The organism is Flavobacterium sp. TC780 (assembly GCF_056783245.1).
Genome location: NZ_JBXBAV010000102.1, coordinates 1 through 24,875 on the forward strand (window position 1 = coordinate 1; position 24,875 = coordinate 24,875).

General features: G+C 34.4%; 24 protein-coding genes and 14 pseudogenes. 37 read left to right on the top strand and 1 reads right to left on the bottom strand.

The features are described 5' to 3' along the window. Positions 1–278: 278 nt before the first annotated feature. Positions 279–1,067 (bottom strand): hypothetical protein, encoded by a 789-nt coding sequence (locus AC1RYN_RS10750; RefSeq protein WP_481806987.1) that lies wholly within the window; start codon positions 1,065–1,067, stop codon positions 279–281. Positions 1,068–1,568: 501 nt separating this feature from the next. Between AC1RYN_RS10750 and rpsL the strand changes: the two genes are divergently transcribed. The 37 genes and pseudogenes from rpsL (at position 1,569) to ctlX (ending at position 24,854) form a co-directional block, all read left to right on the top strand. Further along, entirely contained in the window at positions 1,569–1,952 is a 384-nt protein-coding gene (gene rpsL, locus AC1RYN_RS10755; protein ID WP_022828353.1) for a 30S ribosomal protein S12, read from the top strand. Positions 1,953–1,974: 22 nt separating this feature from the next. Continuing rightward, positions 1,975–2,451, top strand: a complete 477-nt coding sequence (rpsG, locus tag AC1RYN_RS10760; RefSeq protein WP_007803600.1) for a 30S ribosomal protein S7 — start codon at positions 1,975–1,977, stop codon at positions 2,449–2,451. 10 nt (positions 2,452–2,461) lie between these two features. Then, positions 2,462–4,615 (top strand): annotated as a pseudogene (fusA, locus tag AC1RYN_RS10765) (elongation factor G). A gap of 11 nt (positions 4,616–4,626) precedes the next feature. After that, positions 4,627–4,932, top strand: a complete 306-nt coding sequence (gene rpsJ, locus AC1RYN_RS10770) for a 30S ribosomal protein S10 (protein ID WP_011963470.1) — start codon at positions 4,627–4,629, stop codon at positions 4,930–4,932. Positions 4,933–5,086: 154 nt separating this feature from the next. Then, complete coding sequence (gene rplC / locus AC1RYN_RS10775) at positions 5,087–5,704, top strand: 50S ribosomal protein L3 (protein WP_481806988.1); 618 nt, start codon at positions 5,087–5,089, stop codon at positions 5,702–5,704. Next, positions 5,704–6,334, top strand: a pseudogene (rplD, locus tag AC1RYN_RS10780) (50S ribosomal protein L4). Before rplC ends, rplD begins: the two are co-directional and overlap by 1 nt. A 7-nt stretch (positions 6,335–6,341) precedes the next feature. Beyond that, a complete protein-coding gene (rplW, locus tag AC1RYN_RS10785) occupies positions 6,342–6,632 on the top strand; it encodes a 50S ribosomal protein L23 (RefSeq protein ID WP_039111739.1) in 291 nt (96 codons plus the stop codon). Between the two features lie 9 nt (positions 6,633–6,641). Beyond that, complete coding sequence (gene rplB, locus AC1RYN_RS10790) at positions 6,642–7,490, top strand: 50S ribosomal protein L2 (protein ID WP_481806989.1); 849 nt, start codon at positions 6,642–6,644, stop codon at positions 7,488–7,490. Continuing rightward, the gene (rpsS, locus tag AC1RYN_RS10795; RefSeq protein ID WP_481806990.1) at positions 7,475–7,753 is read left to right on the top strand and encodes a 30S ribosomal protein S19; all 279 of its coding nucleotides are present in this window, start codon (positions 7,475–7,477) and stop codon (positions 7,751–7,753) included. The genes rplB and rpsS overlap by 16 nt, the downstream gene beginning before the upstream one ends. 6 nt (positions 7,754–7,759) lie before the next feature. Then, a pseudogene (gene rplV / locus AC1RYN_RS10800) lies at positions 7,760–8,175 on the top strand (50S ribosomal protein L22). Between the two features lie 5 nt (positions 8,176–8,180). Further along, a pseudogene (gene rpsC / locus AC1RYN_RS10805) lies at positions 8,181–8,956 on the top strand (30S ribosomal protein S3). A 6-nt stretch (positions 8,957–8,962) separates the two neighbouring features. Then, entirely contained in the window at positions 8,963–9,391 is a 429-nt protein-coding gene (gene rplP, locus AC1RYN_RS10810) for a 50S ribosomal protein L16 (protein ID WP_481806991.1), read from the top strand. Between the two features lie 13 nt (positions 9,392–9,404). Next, positions 9,405–9,597, top strand: a pseudogene (gene rpmC, locus AC1RYN_RS10815) (50S ribosomal protein L29). 16 nt (positions 9,598–9,613) lie between these two features. Next, positions 9,614–9,871, top strand: a pseudogene (gene rpsQ, locus AC1RYN_RS10820) (30S ribosomal protein S17). Positions 9,872–9,873: 2 nt separating this feature from the next. After that, positions 9,874–10,242 (top strand): annotated as a pseudogene (gene rplN / locus AC1RYN_RS10825) (50S ribosomal protein L14). 11 nt (positions 10,243–10,253) lie between these two features. Beyond that, complete coding sequence (gene rplX, locus AC1RYN_RS10830; protein WP_481806992.1) at positions 10,254–10,568, top strand: 50S ribosomal protein L24; 315 nt, start codon at positions 10,254–10,256, stop codon at positions 10,566–10,568. Positions 10,569–10,570: 2 nt separating this feature from the next. Further along, a complete protein-coding gene (rplE, locus tag AC1RYN_RS10835) occupies positions 10,571–11,122 on the top strand; it encodes a 50S ribosomal protein L5 (protein WP_035619635.1) in 552 nt (183 codons plus the stop codon). Positions 11,123–11,125: 3 nt separating this feature from the next. Further along, positions 11,126–11,395 carry a 30S ribosomal protein S14 gene (rpsN, locus tag AC1RYN_RS10840; protein ID WP_007803655.1) on the top strand — a complete coding sequence of 90 codons (270 nt, stop codon included), beginning with the start codon at positions 11,126–11,128 and terminating at the stop codon, positions 11,393–11,395. Positions 11,396–11,499: 104 nt separating this feature from the next. Further along, positions 11,500–11,898, top strand: coding sequence for a 30S ribosomal protein S8 (rpsH, locus tag AC1RYN_RS10845; protein ID WP_195735572.1), 399 nt, complete (start codon positions 11,500–11,502; stop codon positions 11,896–11,898). Between the two features lie 18 nt (positions 11,899–11,916). Further along, positions 11,917–12,459 carry a 50S ribosomal protein L6 gene (rplF, locus tag AC1RYN_RS10850; RefSeq protein ID WP_481806993.1) on the top strand — a complete coding sequence of 181 codons (543 nt, stop codon included), beginning with the start codon at positions 11,917–11,919 and terminating at the stop codon, positions 12,457–12,459. A gap of 11 nt (positions 12,460–12,470) precedes the next feature. After that, positions 12,471–12,821 carry a 50S ribosomal protein L18 gene (rplR, locus tag AC1RYN_RS10855; RefSeq protein WP_229988493.1) on the top strand — a complete coding sequence of 117 codons (351 nt, stop codon included), beginning with the start codon at positions 12,471–12,473 and terminating at the stop codon, positions 12,819–12,821. Positions 12,822–12,824: 3 nt separating this feature from the next. Next, a complete protein-coding gene (gene rpsE, locus AC1RYN_RS10860) occupies positions 12,825–13,349 on the top strand; it encodes a 30S ribosomal protein S5 (protein ID WP_085950271.1) in 525 nt (174 codons plus the stop codon). A gap of 12 nt (positions 13,350–13,361) precedes the next feature. Then, positions 13,362–13,544 (top strand): 50S ribosomal protein L30, encoded by a 183-nt coding sequence (gene rpmD, locus AC1RYN_RS10865; RefSeq protein WP_017495010.1) that lies wholly within the window; start codon positions 13,362–13,364, stop codon positions 13,542–13,544. Between the two features lie 11 nt (positions 13,545–13,555). After that, positions 13,556–14,008 (top strand): 50S ribosomal protein L15, encoded by a 453-nt coding sequence (gene rplO / locus AC1RYN_RS10870; protein WP_481806994.1) that lies wholly within the window; start codon positions 13,556–13,558, stop codon positions 14,006–14,008. Between the two features lie 12 nt (positions 14,009–14,020). Beyond that, positions 14,021–15,360, top strand: a pseudogene (secY, locus tag AC1RYN_RS10875) (preprotein translocase subunit SecY). 7 nt (positions 15,361–15,367) lie between these two features. After that, positions 15,368–15,583 (top strand): translation initiation factor IF-1, encoded by a 216-nt coding sequence (gene infA / locus AC1RYN_RS10880; protein WP_007136545.1) that lies wholly within the window; start codon positions 15,368–15,370, stop codon positions 15,581–15,583. 12 nt (positions 15,584–15,595) lie between these two features. Further along, a complete protein-coding gene (gene ykgO / locus AC1RYN_RS10885) occupies positions 15,596–15,712 on the top strand; it encodes a type B 50S ribosomal protein L36 (RefSeq protein WP_072945378.1) in 117 nt (38 codons plus the stop codon). Positions 15,713–15,714: 2 nt separating this feature from the next. Continuing rightward, positions 15,715–16,091: pseudogene (gene rpsM / locus AC1RYN_RS10890) on the top strand (30S ribosomal protein S13). Between the two features lie 8 nt (positions 16,092–16,099). Beyond that, positions 16,100–16,483, top strand: coding sequence for a 30S ribosomal protein S11 (gene rpsK, locus AC1RYN_RS10895; RefSeq protein WP_007803677.1), 384 nt, complete (start codon positions 16,100–16,102; stop codon positions 16,481–16,483). An 89-nt stretch (positions 16,484–16,572) separates the two neighbouring features. Then, positions 16,573–17,179: pseudogene (rpsD, locus tag AC1RYN_RS10900) on the top strand (30S ribosomal protein S4). Positions 17,180–17,200: 21 nt separating this feature from the next. Next, positions 17,201–18,194: pseudogene (locus AC1RYN_RS10905) on the top strand (DNA-directed RNA polymerase subunit alpha). A gap of 36 nt (positions 18,195–18,230) precedes the next feature. After that, a complete protein-coding gene (gene rplQ, locus AC1RYN_RS10910; RefSeq protein WP_035619618.1) occupies positions 18,231–18,719 on the top strand; it encodes a 50S ribosomal protein L17 in 489 nt (162 codons plus the stop codon). Between the two features lie 195 nt (positions 18,720–18,914). Continuing rightward, the gene (carA, locus tag AC1RYN_RS10915; protein WP_481806995.1) at positions 18,915–20,018 is read left to right on the top strand and encodes a glutamine-hydrolyzing carbamoyl-phosphate synthase small subunit; all 1,104 of its coding nucleotides are present in this window, start codon (positions 18,915–18,917) and stop codon (positions 20,016–20,018) included. 116 nt (positions 20,019–20,134) lie between these two features. Next, positions 20,135–21,425 (top strand): annotated as a pseudogene (gene eno / locus AC1RYN_RS10920) (phosphopyruvate hydratase). A gap of 154 nt (positions 21,426–21,579) precedes the next feature. Next, positions 21,580–22,858: pseudogene (locus AC1RYN_RS10925) on the top strand (citrate synthase). A 68-nt stretch (positions 22,859–22,926) separates the two neighbouring features. Continuing rightward, positions 22,927–23,842, top strand: a pseudogene (locus AC1RYN_RS10930) (dimethylarginine dimethylaminohydrolase family protein). Positions 23,843–23,918: 76 nt separating this feature from the next. Beyond that, the gene (gene ctlX / locus AC1RYN_RS10935; RefSeq protein ID WP_481806996.1) at positions 23,919–24,854 is read left to right on the top strand and encodes a citrulline utilization hydrolase CtlX; all 936 of its coding nucleotides are present in this window, start codon (positions 23,919–23,921) and stop codon (positions 24,852–24,854) included. Positions 24,855–24,875 lie beyond the last annotated feature (21 nt).

Consider the following 24,875-nt stretch of genomic DNA (forward strand, 5'->3'; position numbering starts at 1 on the left):
GTGTAGTGTCTGGTTCAGTTACGTATTGCTAAGGTTAATACATGCTCCTGTTGTTAGGGAGGCAGCACCTTGAAAAATACTGTCTTGTTTGAAGATTTCTAACTCAGCTCTTAGGCTGGTGGGGGTTTTAAATAGATAAGGGATTTCTAGTTTTGTTCTGAATGTGGTTTGTTTGTTTCCGTCGCTTTTCCAGTATAGAGAGAATTCTTCTCCACTATGAAGGGTGTTTTCCTAGATTGATGTCAAGATATCCATTTAGAGTCATTTTTTTGTTTTCATCATTGGAGAAGCCTATGTAGCCATCGAAAAGTGTTGGCTTTTCTTTTTTCAAGGTAGATGTAGATTTTTGTTGAATCCTTTGTGAATAGTATTTCTGGGAGTTTGTTTTGTTTTATGAAGGAGAATTTTTCAAAATCATTGTAGATTTCTGTTGCTGTTTCTTGGTTGAATGTTTTTCCTGTGTATTTTCTTTTAACTTGTTTTAGGTGTCCTTTTGGAAAAATGTTAGATTGGTTTTTTTGTGCGTAGTTTAATATGATTGAATTTATTTCTCTCTTTTTTTCGCTTTTAAAATCTAGATCTGCATAAAGAGTGTTTTTTCTTCGCTGAATGTTTGTGAGTTTTAGTTTTGTAAAAGCATATCCTTGGTTTTCAAGTTGGTTGAGTTTTTTATTTAAGAGAAGTTCTATTTCTTTATAAGGAGTTGTTAGGGTATCATTTTTTAGGTCTGAGAATATAGTTTTGAGAATGGGGTTTTTATTGTTTATATATATATGTATGGAGTTTATTTTTTCTTTTAGGTTGAATTTAACTGTAAATAGGCTATCGTTTATACGTTTGTTTGAAGTTATTCTGTTGTCAATGTAGCCTCTTGTGGATAGTTTATCTGAGAATGATTGTATTTCATCATTGAGGGATTTTGTTGTTTTGTGTTTTTTTAAATAGGGTATAGAGTCTATGGTTTTGTCTTCTGAATTGTTTTCTCCAGCTATCTTTAATTCAAAATGCTGAGCATGACATTGCATGCTTGATATGATTGTTAAAAAAAGATATAAGAGTGTTTTCAAGTTTAAAAAGTGTTTTATTAAATGTAATGCAAATATCTAATCTTTAGTATAAAAATAATGTAGCTGGCTGAAAGTTTTATTTAATATGAAAAAAAAAACATTTGAATTCTTTTTAGGTAAATGTGGTTTTAGAGATATTTACTAGTTATGGAGTTTTGTTGTGATTGATGAGTGTTTTTTGTTGTTGTGTAAGATGTAGTCAGGTATCAGGGGATAGGTGGAGTTTTTTTTTTTTTTTTTTTTTTTTTTTGAAATATGAAAATAATTTTGTGTTGCTTGAAGGGGCTTTTTAGGTGTTGTTTGTTTTGTTAAATTAAAAGCGTAGGATTTTGAGGTATTTTTTGTTTTAAACTTTCAGAGGGCTGAGGCAGAAAACATAAGGCTAAATAATCTTATTGAAAATTAATGCATTAACGTTTGTATAGTGAAAAATATTTTATACATTTGCAACCCCGTAAAAAGCGGGAATTTAATATACATAATAAATTTTTAGTATTAATTATGCCAACAATTCAACAATTAGTAAGAACAGGAAGAACTCAGATGACTAAGAAGAGTAAATCGGTTGCTTTAGATTCTTGTCCTCAAAGAAGAGGGGTTTGTACGCGTGTTTACACTACTACACCAAAAAAACCAAACTCTGCAATGCGTAAAGTTGCGCGTGTACGTTTGACAAATGGTAACGAAGTAAATGCTTACATCCCTGGAGAAGGACACAATTTACAAGAGCACTCGATAGTATTAGTTAGAGGCGGAAGGGTAAAAGATTTACCAGGTGTTAGATATCATATCGTTCGTGGAGCGCTTGACACGTCAGGAGTTGCAGGAAGAACGCAAAGAAGATCTAAGTACGGTGCTAAACGCCCAAAAGAAGCAAAAAAGTAATTTAAACTTTTAAAAAAAAGACATGAGAAAAAGAGCGGCAAAGAAAAGACCACTTTTACCAGATCCGAGGTTTAATGACCAATTGGTAACGCGTTTTGTGAACAACTTAATGTGGGACGGTAAGAAATCTACAGCTTTCAAAGTATTTTATGATGCAATTGACATCATTGAATCTAAAAAGCAAGATTCAGAAAAATCATCATTAGAAATCTGGAAAGATGCTTTAACTAATGTTATGCCTCACGTAGAAGTACGTAGTCGTAGAGTTGGTGGAGCTACATTCCAAATTCCAATGCAAATCAGACCAGATCGTAAGATTTCTATGGCAATGAAGTGGTTAATACTTTATTCTAGAAGAAGAAATGAAAAATCTATGGCTCAAAGGTTGGCTTCAGAATGTTTAGCTGCGGCTAAAGAAGAAGGAGCGGCTGTTAAAAAGAGAATGGATACTCATAAGATGGCTGAAGCTAATAAAGCATTCTCTCACTTTAGATTTTAATTCATAAGAAATGGCTAGAGATTTAAAATATACAAGAAATATGGGATTGCTGCTCATATTGATGCTGGTAAAACAACAACTACAGAGCGTATCCTTTTTTATACAGGGAAAACACATAAAATTGGTGAAGTACACAATGGTGCTTCTACAATGGACTGGATGGAGCAGGAAGCGGAAGAGGTATTACAATTACTTCTGCAGCTACAACTTGTGAGTGGAGCTTTCCAACAGAGCAAGGTAAAGCTTTACCAGAATCAAAACCATATCATTTTAATATTATTGATACTCCGGGACACGTTGATTTTACTGTAGAGGTAAATCGTTCTTTACGTGTGCTTGATGGGTTGGTTTTTTTATTTAGTGCTGTTGATGGTGTTGAGCCTCAGTCGGAAACTAACTGGAGACTTGCTGATCAATATAGAGTTCCTCGTATGGGATTCGTTAATAAAATGGATAGACAAGGTTCTAACTTTTTGAATGTATGTCAACAAGTTAGAGATATGTTGAAATCTAATGCAGTTGCGATCACTTTGCCTATTGGTGAAGAGAATGATTTTAAAGGTGTGGTTGATTTAGTTAAGAATCAGGCTATTATTTGGCATGATGAAACTCAGGGAGCTACTTTTGATATCGTGCCTATTCCAGAGGATATGCTTGCAGAGGTAAAAGAGTATAGATCGATACTTATCGAAGCAGTTGCTGACTACGATGAGAATCTTCTTGATAAGTATATGGAAGATGAAAGTTCTATTACTGAAGAAGAGATTAATAATGCTTTAAGAGCTGCTACTATAGATATGGCAATCATTCCGATGCTTGCAGGTTCTTCTTTTAAAAATAAAGGAGTTCAGTTTATGTTAGATGCTGTATGTAAGTATTTGCCGTCTCCAATGGATAAAGAAGGTATCGAAGGGATTCATCCTGATGATGTTGATTTGTTAGAGGAAGATCAGACAAAAATTCTTCGTCGTCCAGATGTGAAAGAGCCATTCGCTGCTTTAGCATTTAAAATTGCTACTGATCCTTATGTTGGGCGTTTAGCTTTTTTCCGTGCTTATTCAGGTCGTTTGGATGCGGGTTCATACATTTTGAATACTCGTTCTGGAAACAAAGAAAGAATTTCTCGTATCTATCAAATGCATGCTAATAAGCAAAATCCTATCGATTATATCGAGGCTGGGGATATTGGAGCAGCAGTTGGTTTTAAGGATATTAAGACAGGGGATACAATGTGTGATGAAAAACCCCAATTATTCTTGAATCGATGAAATTCCCTGCACCGGTAATTGGTATTGCTATTGAGCCTAAAACTAAGGCTGACGTAGATAAAATGGGTATGGCTTTGGCTAAATTAGCTGAGGAAGATCCAACGTTTACTGTTAGAACAGATGAGGCTTCAGGGCAAACTATTATATCGGGTATGGGTGAGCTTCACTTGGATATCTTGATTGATCGTATGAAACGTGAATTTAAAGTTGAAGTAAACCAAGGTGAGCCTCAAGTTGAGTATAAAGAAGCGTTTACAAGAAGTGCTACGCACAGAGAAACTTACAAAAAACAATCAGGAGGTCGTGGTAAATTCGGTGATATCGTATTTACACTTGAGCCAGCTGACGAAGTTGATGGTAAGGTTCCTGTAGGATTGCAATTTATTAATGCTGTAAAAGGTGGTAACGTTCCTAAGGAATATATTCCATCTGTAGAAAAAGGTTTCCGTGAAGCTATGAAAACTGGTCCTTTAGCAGGATACCAGGTGGATAGTTTGAAAGTTACTTTAACTGACGGATCTTTCCACCCTGTCGATTCAGATGCGCTTTCTTTTGAGTTAGCGGCTAGAATGGGGTATAGAGAAGTAGCTAAAGCTGCTGGGGCAATCATTCTTGAGCCAATCATGAAAATGGAGGTTATTACACCAGAAGAAAACATGGGAGATATCGTAGGAGATATTAACCGTCGTAGAGGTCAGGTTAATGACATGGGTGATAGAAATGGTGCTAAAACTATCAAAGCTGATGTGCCTTTGTCGGAGATGTTTGGTTATGTAACAACATTAAGAACACTTTCGTCTGGTAGAGCAACGTCTACAATGGAATTTTCACACTACGCTGAAACGCCTTCTAATATTTCAGAAGCAGTTATCAAAAAAGCAAAAGGAAACGCTTAATCTTTAAGAAAATGAGTCAAAAAATCAGAATAAAACTAAAATCTTACGATCACATGTTGGTAGATAAATCTGCTGAAAAGATTGTAAAAACAGTTAAGAGTACCGGTGCTGTTGTAACAGGTCCAATTCCGTTGCCAACACATAAAAAACTTTTCACTGTACTACGTTCTCCACACGTTAATAAAAAAGCGAGAGAACAATTTGAAGTAATGTCATATAAGAGATTAATTGATATTTATTCATCTTCATCTAAAACTATTGATGCTTTAATGAAACTTGAATTGCCAAGTGGAGTAGAAGTTGAAATCAAAGTTTAAGTAGTTCAAGAGTAAAAAAGGACGCTGTTTTTAGGCGAAAAATATTTTTTTTGGTTTGTGTGTAAATAAGTTATACTTTTGCACCTCTTAAAAAATAGGATTCGGTTAAAAGCTGCGTTCTATATTTATATTTAATAATTAATAATTAATATTTATGTCTGGGTTAATTGGTAGAAAAATCGGCATGACTAGTATTTTTGATGAAAACGGGAAAAATATTCCTTGTACAGTAATCGAGGCTGGTCCGTGTGTTGTTACCCAAGTCAGAACCAAAGGTGTTGACGGGTATGAAGCGTTGCAACTTGGTTTCGATGACAAAAACGAGAAACATTCCACAAAAGCGGCTTTAGGTCACTTTAAAAAAGCGGGAACTGTAGCTAAGAAAAAAGTCGTTGAATTCCAAGATTTCGCAACAGAGCAAAAATTAGGAGATCTTATTGATGTTTCTATTTTTTCTGAAGGAGAATTTGTAGATGTGCAAGGTGTGTCTAAAGGTAAAGGTTTTCAAGGGGTTGTAAAACGTCACGGTTTTGGTGGTGTTGGTCAAGCAACTCACGGTCAACACAACCGTTTAAGAGCGCCAGGTTCTGTGGGAGCTTCTTCTTATCCATCTAGAGTATTCAAAGGAATGCGTATGGCTGGAAGAATGGAGGAGACACATGTAAAAGTTCAAAACCTTAGAGTTTTAAAAGTGGTTGCTGAAGAGAACCGACTAGTTATCAAAGGATGTGTTCCTGTCTATAACAACTCTTATGTAATCATTCAGAAGTAATGGAAGTAAAAGTATTAGATTTCAACGGAAAAGATACTGGAAAGAAAAGTTCAACTTTCTGATTCAGTATTCGCAATCGAACCAAATAATCACGCTGTATATCTTGATGTTAAACAATATTTAGCAAATCAAAGACAAGGTACTCATAAGGCTAAAGAAAGAGCTGAAGTAGCGGGAAGTACACGTAAGATTAAGAAACAAAAAGGGACTGGTACTGCTCGTGCGGGTAGTATTAAGAATCCTTTGTTTAAAGGTGGTGGAACGGTTTTTGGACCAAGACCAAGAGTTATTCATTTAAATTGAATAAAAACTTGAAGAGATTGGCTAGAAAATCAGCTTTCTCTATTAAAGCAAAAGAGGCAAGTATAGTTGTTTTGGAAGACTTTAATTTTGAAACACCAAACACTAAAAATTTCATTAACGTTTTGAAAGCTTTAGGGTTAGAAAATAAAAAATCTCTATTTGTGTTGGGAGAGTCAAATAAAAATGTATATTTGTCGTCACGCAATTTGAAGGCTTCTAATGTTGTAAGTAGTTATGAATTAAGCACTTACGCTATTCTAAATGCTAATAATTTAGTGCTTTTAGAGAGTTCTCTTAGAGGTAATTGAAGAAAATTTAAGTAAATAATAGGAATATGAGTATCATAATTAGACCTATAGTAACTGAAAAAGTAACCAAGGAAAGTGAAGTTTTGAATCGCTTCGGTTTTGTTGTTGACAAAAAAGCAAATAAAGTTCAGATTAAGAAAGCTGTTGAGGCTGCTTATGGAGTAACTATTTTGAGTGTTAACACAATGAATGTAAGACCGGATAGAACTACAAAATACACAAAAAGTGGTTTGATCAGCGGAAAGACAAATGCAATCAAAAAAGCAATTGTTCAAGTACAAGAAGGAGAAACAATTGATTTTTACAACAATATCTAAGATAGAAAAATGTCAGTAAGAAAATTAAAACCTATTACCCCAGGTCAGCGATTTAGAGTTGTGAATGGTTATGACGCCATTACAACTGATAAGCCGGAACGCTCTTTGATAGCGCCGATAAAAAACTCTGGAGGTAGAAATAGTCAAGGAAAGATGACCATGCGTTATACGGGTGGTGGTCACAAGCAGAGATATCGTATTATTGATTTCAAACGTACAAAAGAAGGAATTCCGGCTACAGTGAAATCGATCGAATATGATCCAAATCGTACTGCATTTATCGCTTTATTAGCTTATGCTGATGGAGAGAAAACTTATATTATCGCTCAAAATGGATTGAAAGTTGGTCAGAAATTAGTTTCTGGACCAGAATCTCAACCAGAAATCGGTAATACATTGCCTTTAAGCAGAATTCCTTTAGGAACTGTTATTTCTCGTATCGAATTGAGACCAGGTCAAGGAGCAGTAATTGCTCGTTCAGCTGGAACATTTGCTCAATTGATGGCAAGAGATGGAAAATATGCTACAATTAAAATGCCATCAGGTGAAACAAGATTAATTTTGTTAACTTGTGCAGCTACAATTGGAGCAGTATCTAATTCAGACCACCAATTAGTTGTATCTGGTAAAGCAGGTAGAACAAGATGGTTAGGAAGAAGACCTAGAACAAGACCTGTTGCAATGAACCCTGTTGATCACCCAATGGGTGGTGGAGAAGGACGTTCTTCTGGTGGACATCCACGTTCAAGAAATGGAATACCAGCTAAAGGTTATAGAACTCGTTCTAAGAAAAACCCGAGTAACAAGTATATCGTAGAAACGAGAAAAGAAATAATTAAGATATGGCACGTTCATTAAAAAAAGGACCTTTCGTTCATTATAAGTTAGACAAGAAAGTTCAAGAAAACGTAGAAAGTGGTAAAAATGCAGTTGTAAAGACTTGGTCTAGAGCTTCAATGATTACTCCAGATTTCGTTGGACAAACTATCGCAGTTCATAACGGTCGTCAATCTGTACCAGTTTACGTAACAGAAAACATGGTAGGTCACAAATTAGGAGAATTTTCACCAACTAGATCTTTTAGAGGTCATGCTGGAGCAAAAAATAAAGGTAAAAAATAAGAAGCAATGGGAGTTCGTAAAAGAGAAACAGCAGATGCGAGAAAAGAGGCTAATAAGTCTATTGCTTTCGCAAAATTGAATAACTGCCCTACTTCACCTAGAAAAATGCGCTTAGTAGCGGACTTGGTAAGAGGTCAAGAAGGTAGAAAGAGCACTTAACATTTTAAGATTTAAGTTTTAGAGAAGCTTCAAGAAAATTAGAGAAACTATTATTATCTGCAATCAATAACTGGGAGCAAAAAAATAGTGAAGGTAATTTAGAAGAAGCTGCATTATTTGTTAAGGAGATCAGAGTAGATGGTGGAATGATGTTGAAAAGACTTCGTCCAGCTCCACAAGGTCGTGCACACAGAATAAGAAAACGTTCTAATCACGTAACAATCGTGCTTGGAGCTATCAATAACACACAAAGCAATTCTTAAGCAGCATGGGACAAAAGACAAATCCAATTGGAAGGAGACTTGGTATCATCAGAGGGTGCAGACAACTCGTTGGCAATGGTGGAAATTATTGACGGTGGCAAACTTGCCAATATCTACAAAATCAGAAGTATATCCACGCGCTCGTTTATCAAGCTAGTGTATCAAAAGTAATCATCGAGAGAACTTTGAAACTTGTAACCGTTACTATCACTACTGCTAGACCTGGGATTATTATCGGAAAAGGTGGTCAAGAGGTAGACAAGTTAAAAGAAGAACTTAAGAAAATTACAGACAAAGAGGTTCAAATTAACATCTTTGAAATTAAAAGACCTGAATTAGATGCTTATCTTGTGGCGACAAGCATCGCGCGTCAAATTGCAGAAAGTCGTATTTCTTACAGACGTGCAATCAAAATGGCTATTGCTGCTTCTATGCGTATGAACGCTGAAGGTATCAAAGTTTTGATTTCTGGTCGTTTGAATGGTGCTGAAATGGCACGTTCAGAAGGTTTCAAAGAAGGTAGAATTCCTCTATCAACTTTCAGAGCTGATATTGATTATGCGCTTGCAGAAGCTCATACTACTTATGGTAGAATGGGAATCAAAGTGTGGATCATGAAAGGTGAAGTTTATGGAAAAGAAGAGTACTTTTCTCCGCTTGCTGGAATGGATAAGAAAAACAAGCTGGTGGTGGAAAAGGTGGAGATGCTCCTCGTGGCAAATCTAACTTTAATAAAGGTTCAAAACCAGACGCTCGTAAAGAAAGTAAATTTTTAAACTAAAGAAAAATGTTACAGCCTAAAAGAACAAAATACCGTAAGGTACAAAAAGGTAAAATGAAAGGGAATTCTCAAAGAGGATTTGAACTTTCTAATGGAATGTTTGGTATTAAATCTGTACATGAAGATGGAATGTTCTTAACCTCTCGTCAAATCGAAGCTGCGCGTATCGCTGCAACTCGTTACATGAAAAGAGAAGGACAATTATGGATCAACAGATTTCCAGACAAACCAATTACTAAGAAACCTCTTGAAGTACGTATGGGTAAAGGTAAAGGTGCAGTAGAATATTGGGCTGCAGTTGTTAAACCCGGAAGAATAATGTTTGAAGTTGAAGGATTCGATTCCTCGTCAGTTGCAAAAGAGGCATTACGCCTTGCAGCGCAAAAACTTCCAGTAAAAACTGAGTCTGTTGTTGCTAGAGATTTCGAAGCATAATTTATAATATATTATGAAACAATCAGAAATAAAAGATCTTTCTGCAGCGGAGTTGCAAGAAAAACTTAGTCAAACTAAGAAGATATATGCTGACCTAAAAATGGCCCACGCTATTTCTCCAATTCTAGAACCCACTTCAAATTAGAAGTGTAAGAAGAACAGTTGCAAGATTGGCTACAGAGTTAACTAAAAGAGAGTTACAATAATTGTATTCTGCTAAAGATGGAAGAAAAAAGAAATTTAAGAAAAGAAAAAATTGGTGTTGTTACTTCAAATAAAATGGACAAGTCTATTGTTATTGCTGAAGTAAGAAAAGTAAAACACCCATTATACGGTAAGTTCGTGTTGAAAACAAAGAAATACGTTGCACACGACAAAACAAACGAGTAACATTGGAGATTATGTAAGAATTAGCGAAACGCGTCCTTTAAGTAATCAAAATGTTGGAGATTAGTTGAAATCTTAGAAAAAGCTAAATAATTATGGTACAACAAGAATCAAGACTAAAAGTAGCAGATAACACGGGAGCAAAAGAGTTTTAACTATCCGTGTTTTAGGAGGTACCAAAAGAAGGTATGCCTCTGTTGGTGACAAGATTGTAGTTTCTATCAAAGATGCAATTCCAAACGGAAACGTTAAAAAAGGAGCTGTTTCAACTGCAGTTGTTGTACGTACCAAAAAAGAAGTGAGAAGAGCTGATGGTTCTTATATCCGTTTCGATGACAATGCCATTGTTCTTTTGAATGCTGCAGGAGAAATGAAGAGGAACTCGTTTTTTCGTCCGGTAGCAAGAGAACTTCGTTGAAAAACAATTCATGAAAATTGTATCATTAGCACCAGAAGTGCTTTAATTCGTTTTAAGATGATAAAGCTAAAAATAAAACCAGGAGATATCGTAAGAGTAATTGCTGGAGATCATAAAGGTTCAGAAGGTAAAGTTTTACGTGTTTACCGTGAGAAAAATAAAGCGATAGTTGAAGGCGTAAACATGGTTTCGAAACATACAAAACCAAGTGCTAAAAACCCTCAAGGTGGTATCGTTAAGAAAGAAGCTTCTATACAAATATCTAACATTTCACTAATTGATCCTAAAACTAAGGAAACAACTAGAGTTGGTATTAGAGTAGAAGGAGATAAGAAAGTAAGATTTTCAAAAAAATCTAATCAAGTACTATAGTAATGGCATATACACCTAGACTAAAAGAAGAATATAAGAGTAGAGTAATCTCTGCTCTTAAAGAGGAATTCGGATATACAAACGTAATGCAAGTTCCTAAATTGGAAAAAATCGTTTTGAGCCGTGGAGTTGGTGCAGCTGTATCTGATAAAAAACTTATTGACTATGCAGTTGATGAGTTGACAAAGATCACTGGACAGAAAGCAGTATCTACTATTTCAAAGAAAGACGTTGCGTCATTCAAATTGAGAAAAGGGATGCCGATTGGTGCAAAAGTTACTTTGCGTGGTGAAAGAATGTATGAGTTTTTAGATAGACTTATTACATCTGCTTTACCGCGTGTAAGAGATTTTAGTGGTATCAAAGCTACTGGTTTTGACGGAAGAGGTAATTACAACCTTGGAGTTTTAGAGCAAATCATTTTCCCGGAAATTGATATTGATAAAGTAAACAAAATTTCAGGAATGGATATTACTTTTGTTACAACTGCTCAAACAGACAAAGAAGCAAAGTCATTATTGGCTGAATTAGGTTTACCTTTTAAAAAGAATTAAGACATGGCTAAAGAATCAATGAAAGCCCGTGAGGTGAAAAGAGAGAAAACGGTAGCTAAGTATGCTGAGAAAAGAAAAGCTTTGAAAGAAGCTGGAGATTTTGAAGGTTTACAAAAATTACCTAAAAATGCTTCACCAGTTCGTTTGCACAACCGTTGTAAATTAACAGGTAGACCAAGAGGTTATATTCGTCAATTTGGTATTTCACGTGTAACTTTCCGTGAGATGGCTAATAATGGATTAATTCCTGGAGTTAAAAAGGCATCTTGGTAATCTCGCAATAAGTTATTACTTTTGCAAACCAAAAAATAATTTTAATTGATTAAAGGTTCGGGAGACGAGTGTCTCCCGAAAACCATAATCGCAATCAAATACATATGTATACAGATCCTATTGCAGATTATTTGACTAGAGTTCGTAACGCTGTGGCTGCAAACCACAAAGTTGTTGAAATTCCAGCATCTAATCTAAAAAAAGAAATAACCAAGATCTTATTTGATCAAGGTTATATCTTGAGTTACAAATTTGAGGACAACGCTGTTCAGGGTTCAATCAAAATCGCTTTGAAGTATGATAAAGATACTAAAGAGCCAGTAATTAAAGATATCCAAAGAATTAGTAAACCAGGTTTGCGTAAATATGCAGGTGCTGCTAACCTACCTAGAATCCTTAACGGATTAGGAATTGCTATTGTTTCTACGTCAAAAGGTTTAATGACAGGAAAACAAGCTAAGCAATTAAATGTAGGTGGTGAAGTAATTTGTTACGTATACTAATTATAAAGACTATATAAGATGTCAAGAATAGGTAAAAATCCAATTGTAATCCCTGCTGGTACAACTGTAGAAGTTAAAGACGGTATCATTACAGTAAAAGGAAAGAATGGTCAACTTACACAGGAGTTTTCGGATGTAACTGTAACGGTTGAAGGCGATCAAGTTCAAGTAGATAGATCGTCTGATCACAAAGATCACAGAGCGAAACACGGACTTTACAGATCATTAATCAATAACATGATTGTTGGTGTAAACGAAGGGTTTACTAAATCTTTAGAGTTGGTAGGAGTTGGTTATAGAGCTTCAAATCAAGGACAAAAGTTAGATTTAGCTCTTGGATATTCTCACAATATTGTTTTAGAAATTGCTCCAGAAGTAGTTTTAGAGACAATATCTGAAAAAGGTAAGAACCCTATCGTAAAATTAACATCAATTGATAAACAACTTTTAGGTCAGGTTGCGGCAAAAATTAGAGGTTTCCGTAAACCAGAACCATATAAAGGAAAAGGTGTTAAATTTGTAGGTGAAGTATTAAGAAGAAAAGCAGGTAAATCAGCTTAAAAAATAAGATTATGTCATTAACAAAATCTGATAGAAGACAGAGAATTAAATTCAGAATTAGAAAAACGATTAGTGGTTATGCTACTAAGCCAAGACTATCTGTATTTAGAAGTAACAAAGAAATTTACGCACAACTTATTGATGATGTAAATGGAGTTACTTTATTAGCTGCCTCTTCAAGAGAAAAAGAAATAGGTAAAGGTACGAACGTAGAAATTGCTAACGCAGTTGGAAAACTAGTTGCAGAAAAAGCGTTAAAAGCTGGAATTGATGCAGTAACTTTCGATAGAGGAGGATACTTATATCACGGTCGTATTAAATCATTAGCAGAAGGCGCAAGAGCGGCTGGACTTAAATTCTAATATATTATGTCTAAATACAAAAATGTAGAATTGGTAAAACCAAGTGGTCTTGAACTTAAAGATCGTCTGGTAAGTGTTAATCGTGTTACTAAAGTTACAAAAGGTGGTAGAGCTTTCGGTTTTTCTGCTATTGTAGTTGTAGGTGATGAAAATGGTGTTGTTGGACATGGATTAGGAAAATCTAAAGATGTTTCTGAAGCAATTGCGAAAGCAGTAGAAGATGCTAAGAAAAATTTAGTAAAAATTCCTTTGAATGGACAATCAGTTCCTCACGAACAAAAAGGTAAATTTGGTGGTGCACGTGTATTCTTAATTCCTGCCTCTCATGGTACTGGAGTTATTGCTGGTGGAGCTGTTCGTTCAGTTCTTGAATCAGTAGGTATTCACGATGTATTATCTAAATCTCAAGGATCATCAAATCCTCATAACGTAGTTAAAGCAACTTTTGATGCTTTATTACAAATGAGAAGCGCTTACACTGTTGCAAAACAAAGAGGTGTTTCTTTAGAAAAAGTTTTTAAAGGTTAATTCAAGGAAATTATGGCTAAATTATTAGTAAAACAAGTAAGAAGCAAAATCAACTGTCCTCTTTCTCAAAAAAGAGGTTTGGAAGCTTTAGGTCTACGTAAAATGGGACAAGTTGTAGAGCATGATTCAAATCCTGCTATCCTTGGGATGATAAACAAAGTTAAACACTTAGTTTCTGTTGAAGAAGCTAAATAACAAATACTGTTATGAATTTAAGTAACTTACAACCAGCTGAAGGGTCAACACACAATCAAAATAAAAGATTAGGTAGAGGAGAAGGTTCTGGAAAAGGTGGTACTTCTGCAAGAGGTCACAAAGGAGCAAAATCTCGTTCTGGTTATTCTAAAAAGATTGGATTTGAAGGAGGGCAAATGCCACTTCAAAGACGTGTACCTAAGTTCGGTTTCACAAACATCAACCGTAAAGAATACGAAGGTGTAAATTTGGATACGCTTCAATTATTAGTAGACAATGGTATTGTTACAGATTCTGTTGATATGACAGTTTATGTAGCAAATCGTCTAGCTACCAAAAATGAAATCGTTAAGATTTTAGGTAGAGGAGAATTGAAAGCAAAATTAAAAGTAACTGCTCACAAATTTACTGCTACTGCAAAAGCTGCTATTGAAGCTGCTGGTGGAGAGGCTGTAACAATATAATTTTTCTATTGTATGAAGAAATTTATTGAATCAATAAGTAATGTTTGGAAAATCGAAGAACTAAAAAATAGAATCTTAATCACATTGGGACTTCTTTTAGTATATCGTTTTGGAGCACACGTTACGCTTCCTGGAATTGATGCAACGCAATTGACTGGTTTAGCGGGACAAACAAAAAATGGTTTAGGATCTATTCTAGACATGTTCACCGGAGGTGCATTCTCTAAAGCTTCAGTTTTTGCTTTAGGTATTATGCCTTATATTTCTGCGTCTATTGTTGTACAGTTAATGGGAATTGCGATTCCGTATTTACAAAAACTTCAAAATGATGGAGAGAGCGGTAGAAAAAAAATTAATCAGATAACACGTTGGTTGACTATTGTTATTACACTAGTCCAAGGACCAACTTACATCTATAATTTATATAGAACATTACCTAGTATGCATTTTTTACTAGGTTTTAATTATTTTGAGTTTTTATTTTCTTCTGTGATAATTTTGGTTACAGGTACTATTTTTGCCATGTCGTTAAAAAGACCGATAAAGGTATTGGGAAATGGAATTTCATTGTTGATTATGGTTGGTATATTAGCTCGTTTTCCACAAGCTTTTATTCAAGAATTTACAACCAGAGTTACCAATAACAATGGAGGGCCAATGTTATTAGTTATCGAAATTATTATTTGGTTATTAGTTATTATTTCTTGTGTACTGTTAATTATGGCAGTTCGTAAAATCCCTGTTCAATACGCTCGTCGTACGACTTCAGGAGATTATGAGCAAGATTTGATGGGAGGAAATAGACAATGGATTCCACTTAAGCTTAATGCTTCTGGGGTTATGCCAATTATTTTTGCACAAGCAATTATGTTTATTCCTGCAGCTGTAGCTGGATTGTCAAAATCAGATACATCACAATCAATTGTTGGTGCTTTTAGTAATATGTTTGGATTCTGGTATAACTTTGTATTTGCAACTTTAATTGTTGTATTTACTTTCTTCTATACTGCAATTACAGTACCTACTAACAAGATGTCTGATGATTTAAAGAGAAGCGGTGGTTTTATTCCAGGTGTTAGACCAGGAGTTGAGACTTCAGATTTTCTAGATAAAGTGATGTCTTTAATAACTTCCCAGGATCTTTATTCCTTGCTTTGATTGCTGTGTTCCCAGCTATTGTTGTAAGTTTTATGGATGTACAACAATCTTGGGCAATGTTTTTTGGAGGTACCTCGTTAATAATTATGGTTGGAGTTGCAATAGATACTATTCAACAAATCAACTCATATTTGTTAAACAAACATTATGATGGTTTAATGAAGACTGGTAAAAATAGAAAAGCAGTAGCTTAATTTTTATATGGCAAAACAATCAGCAATAGAACAAGACGGATCAATCATCGAAGCATTATCAAATGCGATGTTCCGTGTAGAATTAGAAAATGGACATATTGTAATCGCTCATATTTCTGGTAAGATGCGTATGCATTACATCAAATTATTACCTGGTGATAAAGTGAAACTAGAAATGAGTCCTTACGACTTGTCAAAAGCAAGAATTACTTATAGATATTAAAGGATATTCACTATGAAAGTTAGAGCATCAGTAAAAAAGAGAAGTCCCGAGTGCATCATTGTGCGTAGAAAAGGGAGATTGTACGTAATAAACAAAAAGAATCCTAGATTTAAACAAAGACAAGGATAATTATGGCAAGAATAGCAGGGGTAGATATCCCAAAAAATAAGAGAGGTGTTATAGCACTTACCTATATCTTTGGATTAGGAAGAAGTAGAGCTATTGAGATTTTAGAAAAAGCTCAAGTTAGCCAAGATAAAAAAAGTTCAAGAGTGGAATGATGATGAGATCGGAGCAATTCGTGAGGCAGTATCAACTTTCAAAATTGAAGGAGAATTACGTATCTGAAGTTTCTTTAAACATCAAACGTTTAATGGATATTGGTTGTTACAGAGGTATCCGTCATAGATCTGGTCTTCCGTTAAGAGGACAAAGAACTAAAAACAACTCTAGAACAAGAAAAGGTAAAAGAAAAACTGTTGCTAACAAGAAAAAAGCAACTAAATAATAAGTAATATGGCTAAAGCAACTGCAAAAAAACGTAAAGTTATCGTTGAATCAACGGGTGAAGCTCATATTTCTGCCACTTTCAACAACATTATCATTTCTTTGACAAATAAGAAAGGTGAAGTTATTTCTTGGTCTTCAGCTGGTAAGATGGGTTTCAGAGGTTCTAAAAAGAATACTCCGTACGCAGCTCAAATGGCAGCAGAAGATTGTAGTAAAGTAGCTCTTGAGGCAGGACTTAAAAAAGTTAAAGTTTATGTAAAAGGACCAGGAAACGGACGTGAGTCTGCTATCCGTTCTATTCATAACGGTGGAATTGAAGTTACAGAGATTATCGATGTTACTCCAATGCCTCACAACGGATGTCGTCCTCCTAAAAGACGTAGAGTTTAATACTCAAAAATTATAGTATAACCTAGATTGAAAATAGATTATCGAAGGATAAGACCTGAATTCATAATCTCAATCTTAAACAATTTAAAATGGCAAGATATACTGGTCCAAGCACAAGAATCGCTCGTAAATTTGGCGAAGCAATCTTCGGAGATGACAAATCTTTCGAAAAAAGAAATTACCCACCTGGACAACACGGGATGGCTAAAAAAAGAGGAAAAAAATCTGAGTACGCTGTTCAGTTAATGGAAAAGCAAAAAGCTAAATATTCTTACGGAATTTTAGAAAAACAATTCAGAAATTTATTCGAAAAAGCATCAGCTACTAAAGGAGTTACTGGTGAGGTTTTATTACAATTATGTGAAGCAAGATTAGATAACGTAGTTTTTAGAATGGGTATCGCTCCTTCTAGAAGAGGTGCACGTCAAATTGTATCTCACAGACACGTTACTGTAAACGGTGAAGTTGTTAATATTCCTTCTTACCACCTTAAGCCTGGTGATAAAGTTGCTGTTCGTGAAAAATCTAAATCTTTAGAGGCTATCGAACGTTCTTTATCAAATTCAAGTCATGTTTATGAATGGATTACTTGGAACAATGATCTTAAAGAAGGGAACTTTCGTTTCTGTACCTGCAAGACTTCAAATTCCAGAAAACATTAAAGAACAATTAATCGTAGAGTTGTACAACAAATAATAATTGACTTAGTCGAAATTTATGGCAATATTTAATTTTCAAAAGCCCGATAAAGTTATCATGATCGATTCAACCGATTTTGAAGGTAAATTCGAATTTAGACCTTTAGAACCTGGTTATGGATTGACTGTTGGTAATGCACTTAGAAGAGTTTTGCTTTCAGCATTAGAAGGTTATGCAATTACATCTGTTCGCATTGAAGGTGTAGATCATGAGTTTTCTACTATCTCAGGTGTTGTTGAAGATGTTACCGAAATTATCCTTAATCTTAAGCAAGTTCGTTTCAAACGTCAAATTGAAGATATCGATAATGAAGCAGTTACTATTTCTGTTTCTGGTAAAGATCAATTAACAGCAGGTGATTTTCAAAAATTTATTTCAGGTTTCCAAGTACTGAATCCAGAACCTTGTTATCTGTAATTTAGATAGTAAAATTAAACTGAATTTCGATTTAACAATCGAAAAAGGTAGAGGATACGTTCCTGCTGAGGAGAACAAAAAACAGAATGCTGCAATTGGAACTATTTTTACAGATTCAATTTTTACTCCGGTAAAAAATGTAAAATATGCAATTGAAAACTTCCGTGTTGAGCAAAAGACAGATTACGAAAAATTAGTTTTTGAAATCAAAACTGATGGATCTATTAATCCTAAAGATGCTCTTACAGAAGCTGCAAAAGTTTTAATTCACCACTTCATGTTATTCTCTGACGAAAGAATTACACTCGAGGCTGACGAAATTGCACAAACAGAATCGTATGATGAAGAGTCATTACATATGAGACAATTGCTTAAAACTAAGCTTGTTGATATGGATTTATCTGTGAGAGCATTAAATTGCTTGAAAGCGGCTGAAGTTGATACACTTGGTGATTTAGTATCGTTCAATAAAAATGACCTAATGAAATTCCGTAATTTTGGTAAAAAATCTTTAACTGAACTTGATGAACTTGTTGCAGTTAAGAATTTAACTTTCGGAATGGATTTAGCTAAATACAAACTAGATAAAGAATAATCTAATTCGCTTAGGCGAGTTAAATTTAACATAGCAATGAGACACGGAAAAAAATTCAATCACTTAAGCAGACAGACTGGACATAGAAAAGCTATGTTGGCTAATATGGCTTGTTCTCTTATTGAGCACAAACGTATTAACACTACTGTTGCTAAAGCTAAAGCGCTTAAACAATTCGTTGAGCCTTTAATCACAAAATCAAAAGAAGATACGACTCACAATCGTCGTATTGTTTTTGCATACTTACGTAGCAAATATGCTGTAACTGACTTGTTCAGAGATGTAGCTGCTAAAGTAGGAGACCGTCCAGGTGGATACACTCGTATCATTAAAGTTGGAAATCGTTTGGGAGATAACGCTGATATGGCGATGATCGAACTTGTTGATTTCAATGAACTTTACAACGGAGGTAAAAAAGAAGTTAAAAAAGCAAAAAGCCGTCGTGGTGGAAAAGCAAAGAAAGCTGAAGAGACTTCTGAAGCTCCTGCTGCTGATACAGAAACGACAACTGAAGCTTCTGAATAATTATGAAAATAATCATTCAATAAGAATTAAGGATAAACTAGTTACTAGTTTATCCTTTTTTTTGTTTTTTTGAAACTAAAAACACAATAATCTAACACTTTCCCTTCTTAGGGTTTTATTTTTAAAGATGAATTTTTTAAAAAATCTTGCACTCGCTCTTTTAAAAAATTAAATTTGCAAAATATCTAATTACAAATGAAATACACAACACGACAAAGCGCCATTCTTTTGCTAAGCGACGGAACAATTTTTCACGGAAAATCAATCGGAATTAGTGGTACAACTTTTGGCGAAGTTTGCTTTAATACAGGAATGACAGGATATCAAGAAATCTTTACAGATCCTTCTTATTTTGGTCAAATTATGGTTGCAACCAATGCGCATATTGGGAATTATGGTGTGAATGAATCAGAAGTTGAATCTGATAGCATCAAAATATCAGGATTGGTTTGTAAAAACTTTAGCTTTAATTATTCTCGTGAAGATGCTTCAGAGAGTTTAGAGTCTTATTTTATAAAAGAAAATCTGATTTGTATCTCAGATGTTGATACAAGAGCGCTGGTTAGTTATATACGTGATAACGGAGCGATGAATGCCGTTATTTGTACTGATGGTACTTCGATTGAAGATTTAAAAATTGCCTTGGCAAATGTTCCAAATATGGAAGGATTAGAACTTGCTTCAAAAGTTTCGACAACCGAACCGTATTTTTATGGAGATGAAAACGCAACTTATAAAATCTCAGCATTAGATTTGGGGATTAAGAAGAATATTTTGCGTAATTTGGCTAAAAGAGATTGTTATATAAAAGTGTTTCCATATGATTCAACTTTTAAAGATTTATCAGCATTTAATCCAGATGGATATTTCTTGTCAAATGGACCTGGTGATCCAGATCCATTATTTGGTGCAATCGAAGTTGCTAAAGAGATTTTGGCAAATGATAAGCCTTTATTTGGTATTTGCTTAGGTCATCAAGTTATCGCTTTGGCAAATGGAGTTTCTACTTATAAAATGTTTAATGGGCATCGTGGAATAAACCACCCAGTTAAAAATATTATCACTGGAAAAGGAGAGATTACATCTCAAAATCATGGTTTTGCTGTTAATAAAGAGCAATTGGATAATCACCCAGATTTAGAGATTACACATTTACATCTTAATGATGAAACTGTAGCAGGTATGCGAATGAAAAATAAAAATTGTTTTTCAGTACAATATCATCCAGAAGCAAGTCCAGGACCTCATGATTCTTCTTATTTGTTTGATCAATTTATTGAGAACATAAAAGGAAACTAAACTAAAACGATTGAGTTAATAAATAAAAGTATTTTATTGCTAAGGAACTTAATTAGTGTCAAGTATTTTTATAAATTCGGAAAATATTTATAATTTAATAATAAAAAACAAAAATAATGAGTATTATAATAAAAATTCACGCAAGACAAATTTTTGATTCTAGAGGTAATCCTACTATTGAAGTTGATGTAGTTACAGATAACGGAGTTTTAGGAAGAGCAGCGGTTCCATCTGGAGCTTCTACTGGAGAGCATGAAGCGGTTGAATTACGTGATGGAGGAAAAGCTTTTCTAGGTAAAGGAGTTTTAAATGCAGTGAAAAATGTAAATACTATTATTGCTGAAGAATTAGTTGGTGTTTCTGTTTTTGAACAAAATGTAATCGATCAGGCAATGATTGATTTAGATGGGACTCCAAATAAATCTAAATTAGGAGCAAACGCTATTTTAGGCGTTTCTCTTGCGGTTGCAAAAGCAGCTGCTAATGAGCTAGGATTGCCTTTATATAGATATGTAGGTGGTGTTTCGGCAAATACATTGCCAGTACCAATGATGAACATCATTAACGGAGGTTCTCATTCTGATGCTCCAATTGCTTTTCAAGAATTTATGATTTTTCCTGTAAAAGCAACTTCTTTCTCATTCTATGCAAATGGGAACAGAAATTTTCCATAGTTTGAAAAAAGTTTTACATGACAGAGGATTAAGTACAGCTGTAGGTGATGAAGGTGGTTTTGCTCCGAATTTACCAGGTGGTACTGAAGATGCTTTGGATACTATAAAAAAAGCAGTTGAAAATGCAGGATATACTTTCGGTGACGAAATTATGATTGCTCTTGATTGTGCTTCTGCTGAGTTTTATGTAAACGGAAAATACGATTACTCTAAATTTGAAGGAGAAACAGGTAAAGTAAGAACTTCTGCTGAGCAAGTTGATTACTTAGCTGAATTAGTAGCTAAATACCCAATCATATCTATTGAAGATGGAATGGATGAGAATGACTGGGATGGATGGAAATTGCTTACTGAAAAAATTGGACACAAAGTACAATTAGTAGGTGATGATTTGTTTGTAACTAATGTGGAGCGTTTGTCTACTGGAATTGAAAAAGGAATTGCAAATTCTATTCTTATTAAAGTAAACCAAATTGGTACTTTAACTGAGACTATTGCGGCAGTAAATATGGCTAAAAATGCAGGTTATACTTCAGTAATGTCTCATCGTTCAGGGGAAACTGAAGATAATACAATTGCAGATTTAGCAGTAGCATTAAACTGTGGTCAAATTAAAACAGGTTCGGCTTCACGTTCAGATCGTATGGCAAAATACAATCAATTACTAAGAATTGAAGAAGAATTAGGAAGTACAGCTTACTTCCCAGGATTAAATGCATTTAAAATAAAATAATTGTAAGATTATATATTGCTTTGAGCCATTCGTGAAAACGAATGGCTTTTTTTTTGAGTTTTAACAAATTCATAGCAAGATTCCTTTTTTAGTTAGTCTTAAATTCCTTAGATTTGATAAATTATTATTTAAAAGATTTATTTCCGATTATATTATGTCAAAAATAGCTACCCTAGAAGTAGATGGTAAGAAAATTGAACTTCCGGTTATAACTGGAAGCGAAAATGAATCTGCTGTCGATATTAACAAATTACGTGATTTAACTGGTTTCATTACTCTTGATCCAGGATATAAAAATTCAGGTTCTTGTACAAGTGAGATTACTTTCTTGGATGGAGAATTAGGGATTTTACGTTACAGAGGATATTCAATCGAAGATTTAGCTGAACAAGCAAGCTTTCCTGAAGTATCTTATCTATTAATTTTTGGAGAATTACCAACTGCTCAACAATTAGCACAATTTGATGCTGATATTAAAAAGCATACTTTGGTAAACGAAGAAATGAAAAACATCATTGATGGTTTTCCAAAAACTGCTCATCCTATGGGGGTTTTGTCTGCATTAACAAGTGCATTGACAGCTTTTAATCCTAAGTCGGTAAATGTAGAAAATGAAAAAGAAATGTATGAGGCTGTTTGTAAAACAATAGCTAAGTTTCTTGTTATTGCTACATGGACTTATAGAAAAACAATGGGCTATCCATTAAATTATTATGACAATACGATAGGATATGTAGAGAACTTTATGCAATTAATGTTTAAATTGCCTACAGGGCCTTATGCAGCAAACCCTATTGTTGTTAATGCATTAGATAAATTATTCATTTTACATGGTGACCATGAACAAAATTGTTCTACATCTACAGTAAGAAATGGTTGGTTCTTCACATGCTGGATTATTTGCTTCGATTTCTGCTGGAGTTTCTGCACTTTGGGGGCCACTTCATGGAGGTGCAAATCAAGCTGTTCTTGAGATGCTAGAAGAGATTAATAAAGATGGTGGAGATACAGATAAGTTTATGGCGAAAGCCAAAGATAAAAATGATCCATTCCGTTTAATGGGATTTGGTCATAGAGTTTACAAAAACTTTGATCCGAGAGCTAGAATTATTAAGAAAGCGGCAGATGAAGTTTTGAATACATTAGGTGTTGATGATCCAATTTTAGCAATTGCTAAAAAATTAGAAGCAGCAGCTCTTGAAGATGAGTACTTTAAATCAAGAAGCTTATATCCTAACGTAGATTTTTACTCAGGAATCATTTACAGAGCATTAGGAATTCCTACTGATATGTTTACAGTAATGTTTGCTATCGGAAGATTACCAGGATGGATTGCACAATGGAAAGAAATGCGTGAAAATAAAGAACCAATCGGTCGACCTAGACAAATATATACTGGTCATCCTTTAAGAGAATTCAAATCGAATAAATAAAATTCAATTTAAAGCTTCACTTAACTGTGAAGCTTTTTTTTATCTTTGTTGAAATCAAATAATAGAATATGTTACAATTAAATGTAAAGAACGAAACATCAAGATTACGGGCTGTAGTTTTGGGATCTGCAGTTCATAACGGACCTACGCCAACCATTGAGGAAGCGTATGATCCGAAAATCATTGGAGCATATTAAGGCAGGAACTTATCCAGTAGAGTCTGATATGGTTGCCGAAATGGAAGCTTTTAATGCAGTACTTCAAAAATACAATGTGACAGTTTTTCGTCCTGAAATGATTGAAAATTACAACCAGATTTTCGCTAGAGATATTGGCTTCGTAATAGATGATGTTTTTGTGAAATCGAATATTTTACCTGATAGAGAACGTGAGTTGGATGCAATCCAATACATAATAGATCAAATGAATCCTAACAAAGTTGTTCGTCCACCTGTAGAAGTGCATATTGAAGGAGGAGATGTTATGCTTTGGAATGATTATATTTTTATAGGGACTTATAAAGGGAGTGACTATAAAGATTATATTACCGCAAGGACAAATATGGAGGGGGTTGAATTCATTAGAAATTTGTTTCCGAATAAAATAGTTAAAGAGTTTGATTTAGTTAAATCTAAAATTGAAGCTCGCGATAATGCTTTGCATCTTGATTGTTGCTTTCAACCAGTAGGAAAGGATAAAGGAATCATTTATAAAAGAGGATTTCGAGAAGAAGCAGATTATATGTATTTAGTGAATCTTTTTGGTAAGGAGAACTTATTTCATATTGAGAGAGAAGAAATGTATTATATGAATTCGAATGTTTTCTCAATAGATACAAATGTTGTTGTGTCAGAGAAGAATTTTACGAGACTAAATAATTGGTTAAGAGGTAATGGGTTTGTTGTGGAAGAAATTCCTTATGCTGAAATAGCTAAACAAGAAGGATTGTTAAGATGCTCAACATTACCATTAATTAGAGACTAAAAATAGTTTTTAAGTTTTAGTTTTCAAGTTTATTACAAGCATGAAACCTGAAGTTTGAAACAAAAAAATAAGTAAAATGAAACAAACTACAAACGCAATAGTAATGATTCGCCCAGTGGCATTCCGTATGAATGAACAAACGGCAGTAAACAATTATTATCAAAAAGTGTTAGATGGGCTTTTGCCAGCTACAGTAAATGCAAAAGCACAACAAGAGTTTGATGCTTTCGTTGAGAAGTTAAGAGCAGTTGGAGTAGATGTAACAGTTGTAGAAGATACTCTAAATCCAGATACGCCTGATAGTATATTCCCAAACAACTGGGTTTCTTTTCATGAAAATGGAGATGTGGCGTTATATCCTATGTTTGCCGAAAATCGTCGTCAGGAGCGTCGTGAAGATATCTTAGATATTTTAGAAGAAAAAGGATTCGAAATCAATAATATAGTCGATTATACATCGGCAGAAGAGGATGGTTTTTTCTTAGAAGGAACTGGAAGTTTACTTTTGGATAGAGCAAATGGGAAAGCATATTGCGCCTTGTCACCAAGAGCTGATGAAGAATTATTTATAGAATTCTGTGAAGATTTTGATTATGCACCAGTTATTTTCGAAGCATTTCAAACAGTTAATGGAGAACGAAAACTAATTTATCACACTAATGTTATGATGTGTTTAGGAGAGACTTTTGCTGTGATCTGTGCAGATTGTATTGATGATAAAAAAGAGCGTAAAATGGTTCTTGAAAACCTAAAAGCGGATAAAAAAGAAGTTGTCTTAATTACAGAAGCTCAAGTAAATAATTTCGCAGGAAATATGCTTGAAGTTCGTGGCACAAATGATAAAAAATATATTGTAATGAGCGCTTCGGCACATCAAAGTTTAACGCCAAAGCAAATTTCGCAATTAGAAAACCATGCCGAAATTTTAAGCTCAAGTTTAGATACTATCGAAGCTTGCGGTGGAGGAAGTGCAAGATGTATGATGGCAGAAGTATTTTTGCCAAGAGCATAAGCTAAATAGAATTCTAAAAAA

Excerpts from the sequence above, each read along its gene's own strand:
- rpsL (WP_022828353.1), top strand. The coding sequence starts at position 1,569 with ATGCCAACAATTCAACAATTAGTAAGAACAGGAAGAACTCAGATGACT.
- rpsH (WP_195735572.1), top strand. The coding sequence starts at position 11,500 with ATGTATACAGATCCTATTGCAGATTATTTGACTAGAGTTCGTAACGCT.
- rplR (WP_229988493.1), top strand. The coding sequence starts at position 12,471 with ATGTCATTAACAAAATCTGATAGAAGACAGAGAATTAAATTCAGAATT.
- ykgO (WP_072945378.1), top strand. The coding sequence starts at position 15,596 with ATGAAAGTTAGAGCATCAGTAAAAAAGAGAAGTCCCGAGTGCATCATT.
- rplW (WP_039111739.1), top strand. The coding sequence starts at position 6,342 with ATGAGTATCATAATTAGACCTATAGTAACTGAAAAAGTAACCAAGGAA.
- rplQ (WP_035619618.1), top strand. The coding sequence starts at position 18,231 with ATGAGACACGGAAAAAAATTCAATCACTTAAGCAGACAGACTGGACAT.
- rplC (WP_481806988.1), top strand. The coding sequence starts at position 5,087 with ATGTCTGGGTTAATTGGTAGAAAAATCGGCATGACTAGTATTTTTGAT.
- rpsK (WP_007803677.1), top strand. The coding sequence starts at position 16,100 with ATGGCTAAAGCAACTGCAAAAAAACGTAAAGTTATCGTTGAATCAACG.
- rplB (WP_481806989.1), top strand. The coding sequence starts at position 6,642 with ATGTCAGTAAGAAAATTAAAACCTATTACCCCAGGTCAGCGATTTAGA.
- carA (WP_481806995.1), top strand. The coding sequence starts at position 18,915 with ATGAAATACACAACACGACAAAGCGCCATTCTTTTGCTAAGCGACGGA.
- rplF (WP_481806993.1), top strand. The coding sequence starts at position 11,917 with ATGTCAAGAATAGGTAAAAATCCAATTGTAATCCCTGCTGGTACAACT.
- rpmD (WP_017495010.1), top strand. The coding sequence starts at position 13,362 with ATGGCTAAATTATTAGTAAAACAAGTAAGAAGCAAAATCAACTGTCCT.
- rplO (WP_481806994.1), top strand. The coding sequence starts at position 13,556 with ATGAATTTAAGTAACTTACAACCAGCTGAAGGGTCAACACACAATCAA.
- rpsG (WP_007803600.1), top strand. The coding sequence starts at position 1,975 with ATGAGAAAAAGAGCGGCAAAGAAAAGACCACTTTTACCAGATCCGAGG.
- rpsS (WP_481806990.1), top strand. The coding sequence starts at position 7,475 with ATGGCACGTTCATTAAAAAAAGGACCTTTCGTTCATTATAAGTTAGAC.
- rplX (WP_481806992.1), top strand. The coding sequence starts at position 10,254 with ATGATAAAGCTAAAAATAAAACCAGGAGATATCGTAAGAGTAATTGCT.
- rplE (WP_035619635.1), top strand. The coding sequence starts at position 10,571 with ATGGCATATACACCTAGACTAAAAGAAGAATATAAGAGTAGAGTAATC.
- ctlX (WP_481806996.1), top strand. The coding sequence starts at position 23,919 with ATGAAACAAACTACAAACGCAATAGTAATGATTCGCCCAGTGGCATTC.
- infA (WP_007136545.1), top strand. The coding sequence starts at position 15,368 with ATGGCAAAACAATCAGCAATAGAACAAGACGGATCAATCATCGAAGCA.
- rpsJ (WP_011963470.1), top strand. The coding sequence starts at position 4,627 with ATGAGTCAAAAAATCAGAATAAAACTAAAATCTTACGATCACATGTTG.
- rplP (WP_481806991.1), top strand. The coding sequence starts at position 8,963 with ATGTTACAGCCTAAAAGAACAAAATACCGTAAGGTACAAAAAGGTAAA.
- rpsN (WP_007803655.1), top strand. The coding sequence starts at position 11,126 with ATGGCTAAAGAATCAATGAAAGCCCGTGAGGTGAAAAGAGAGAAAACG.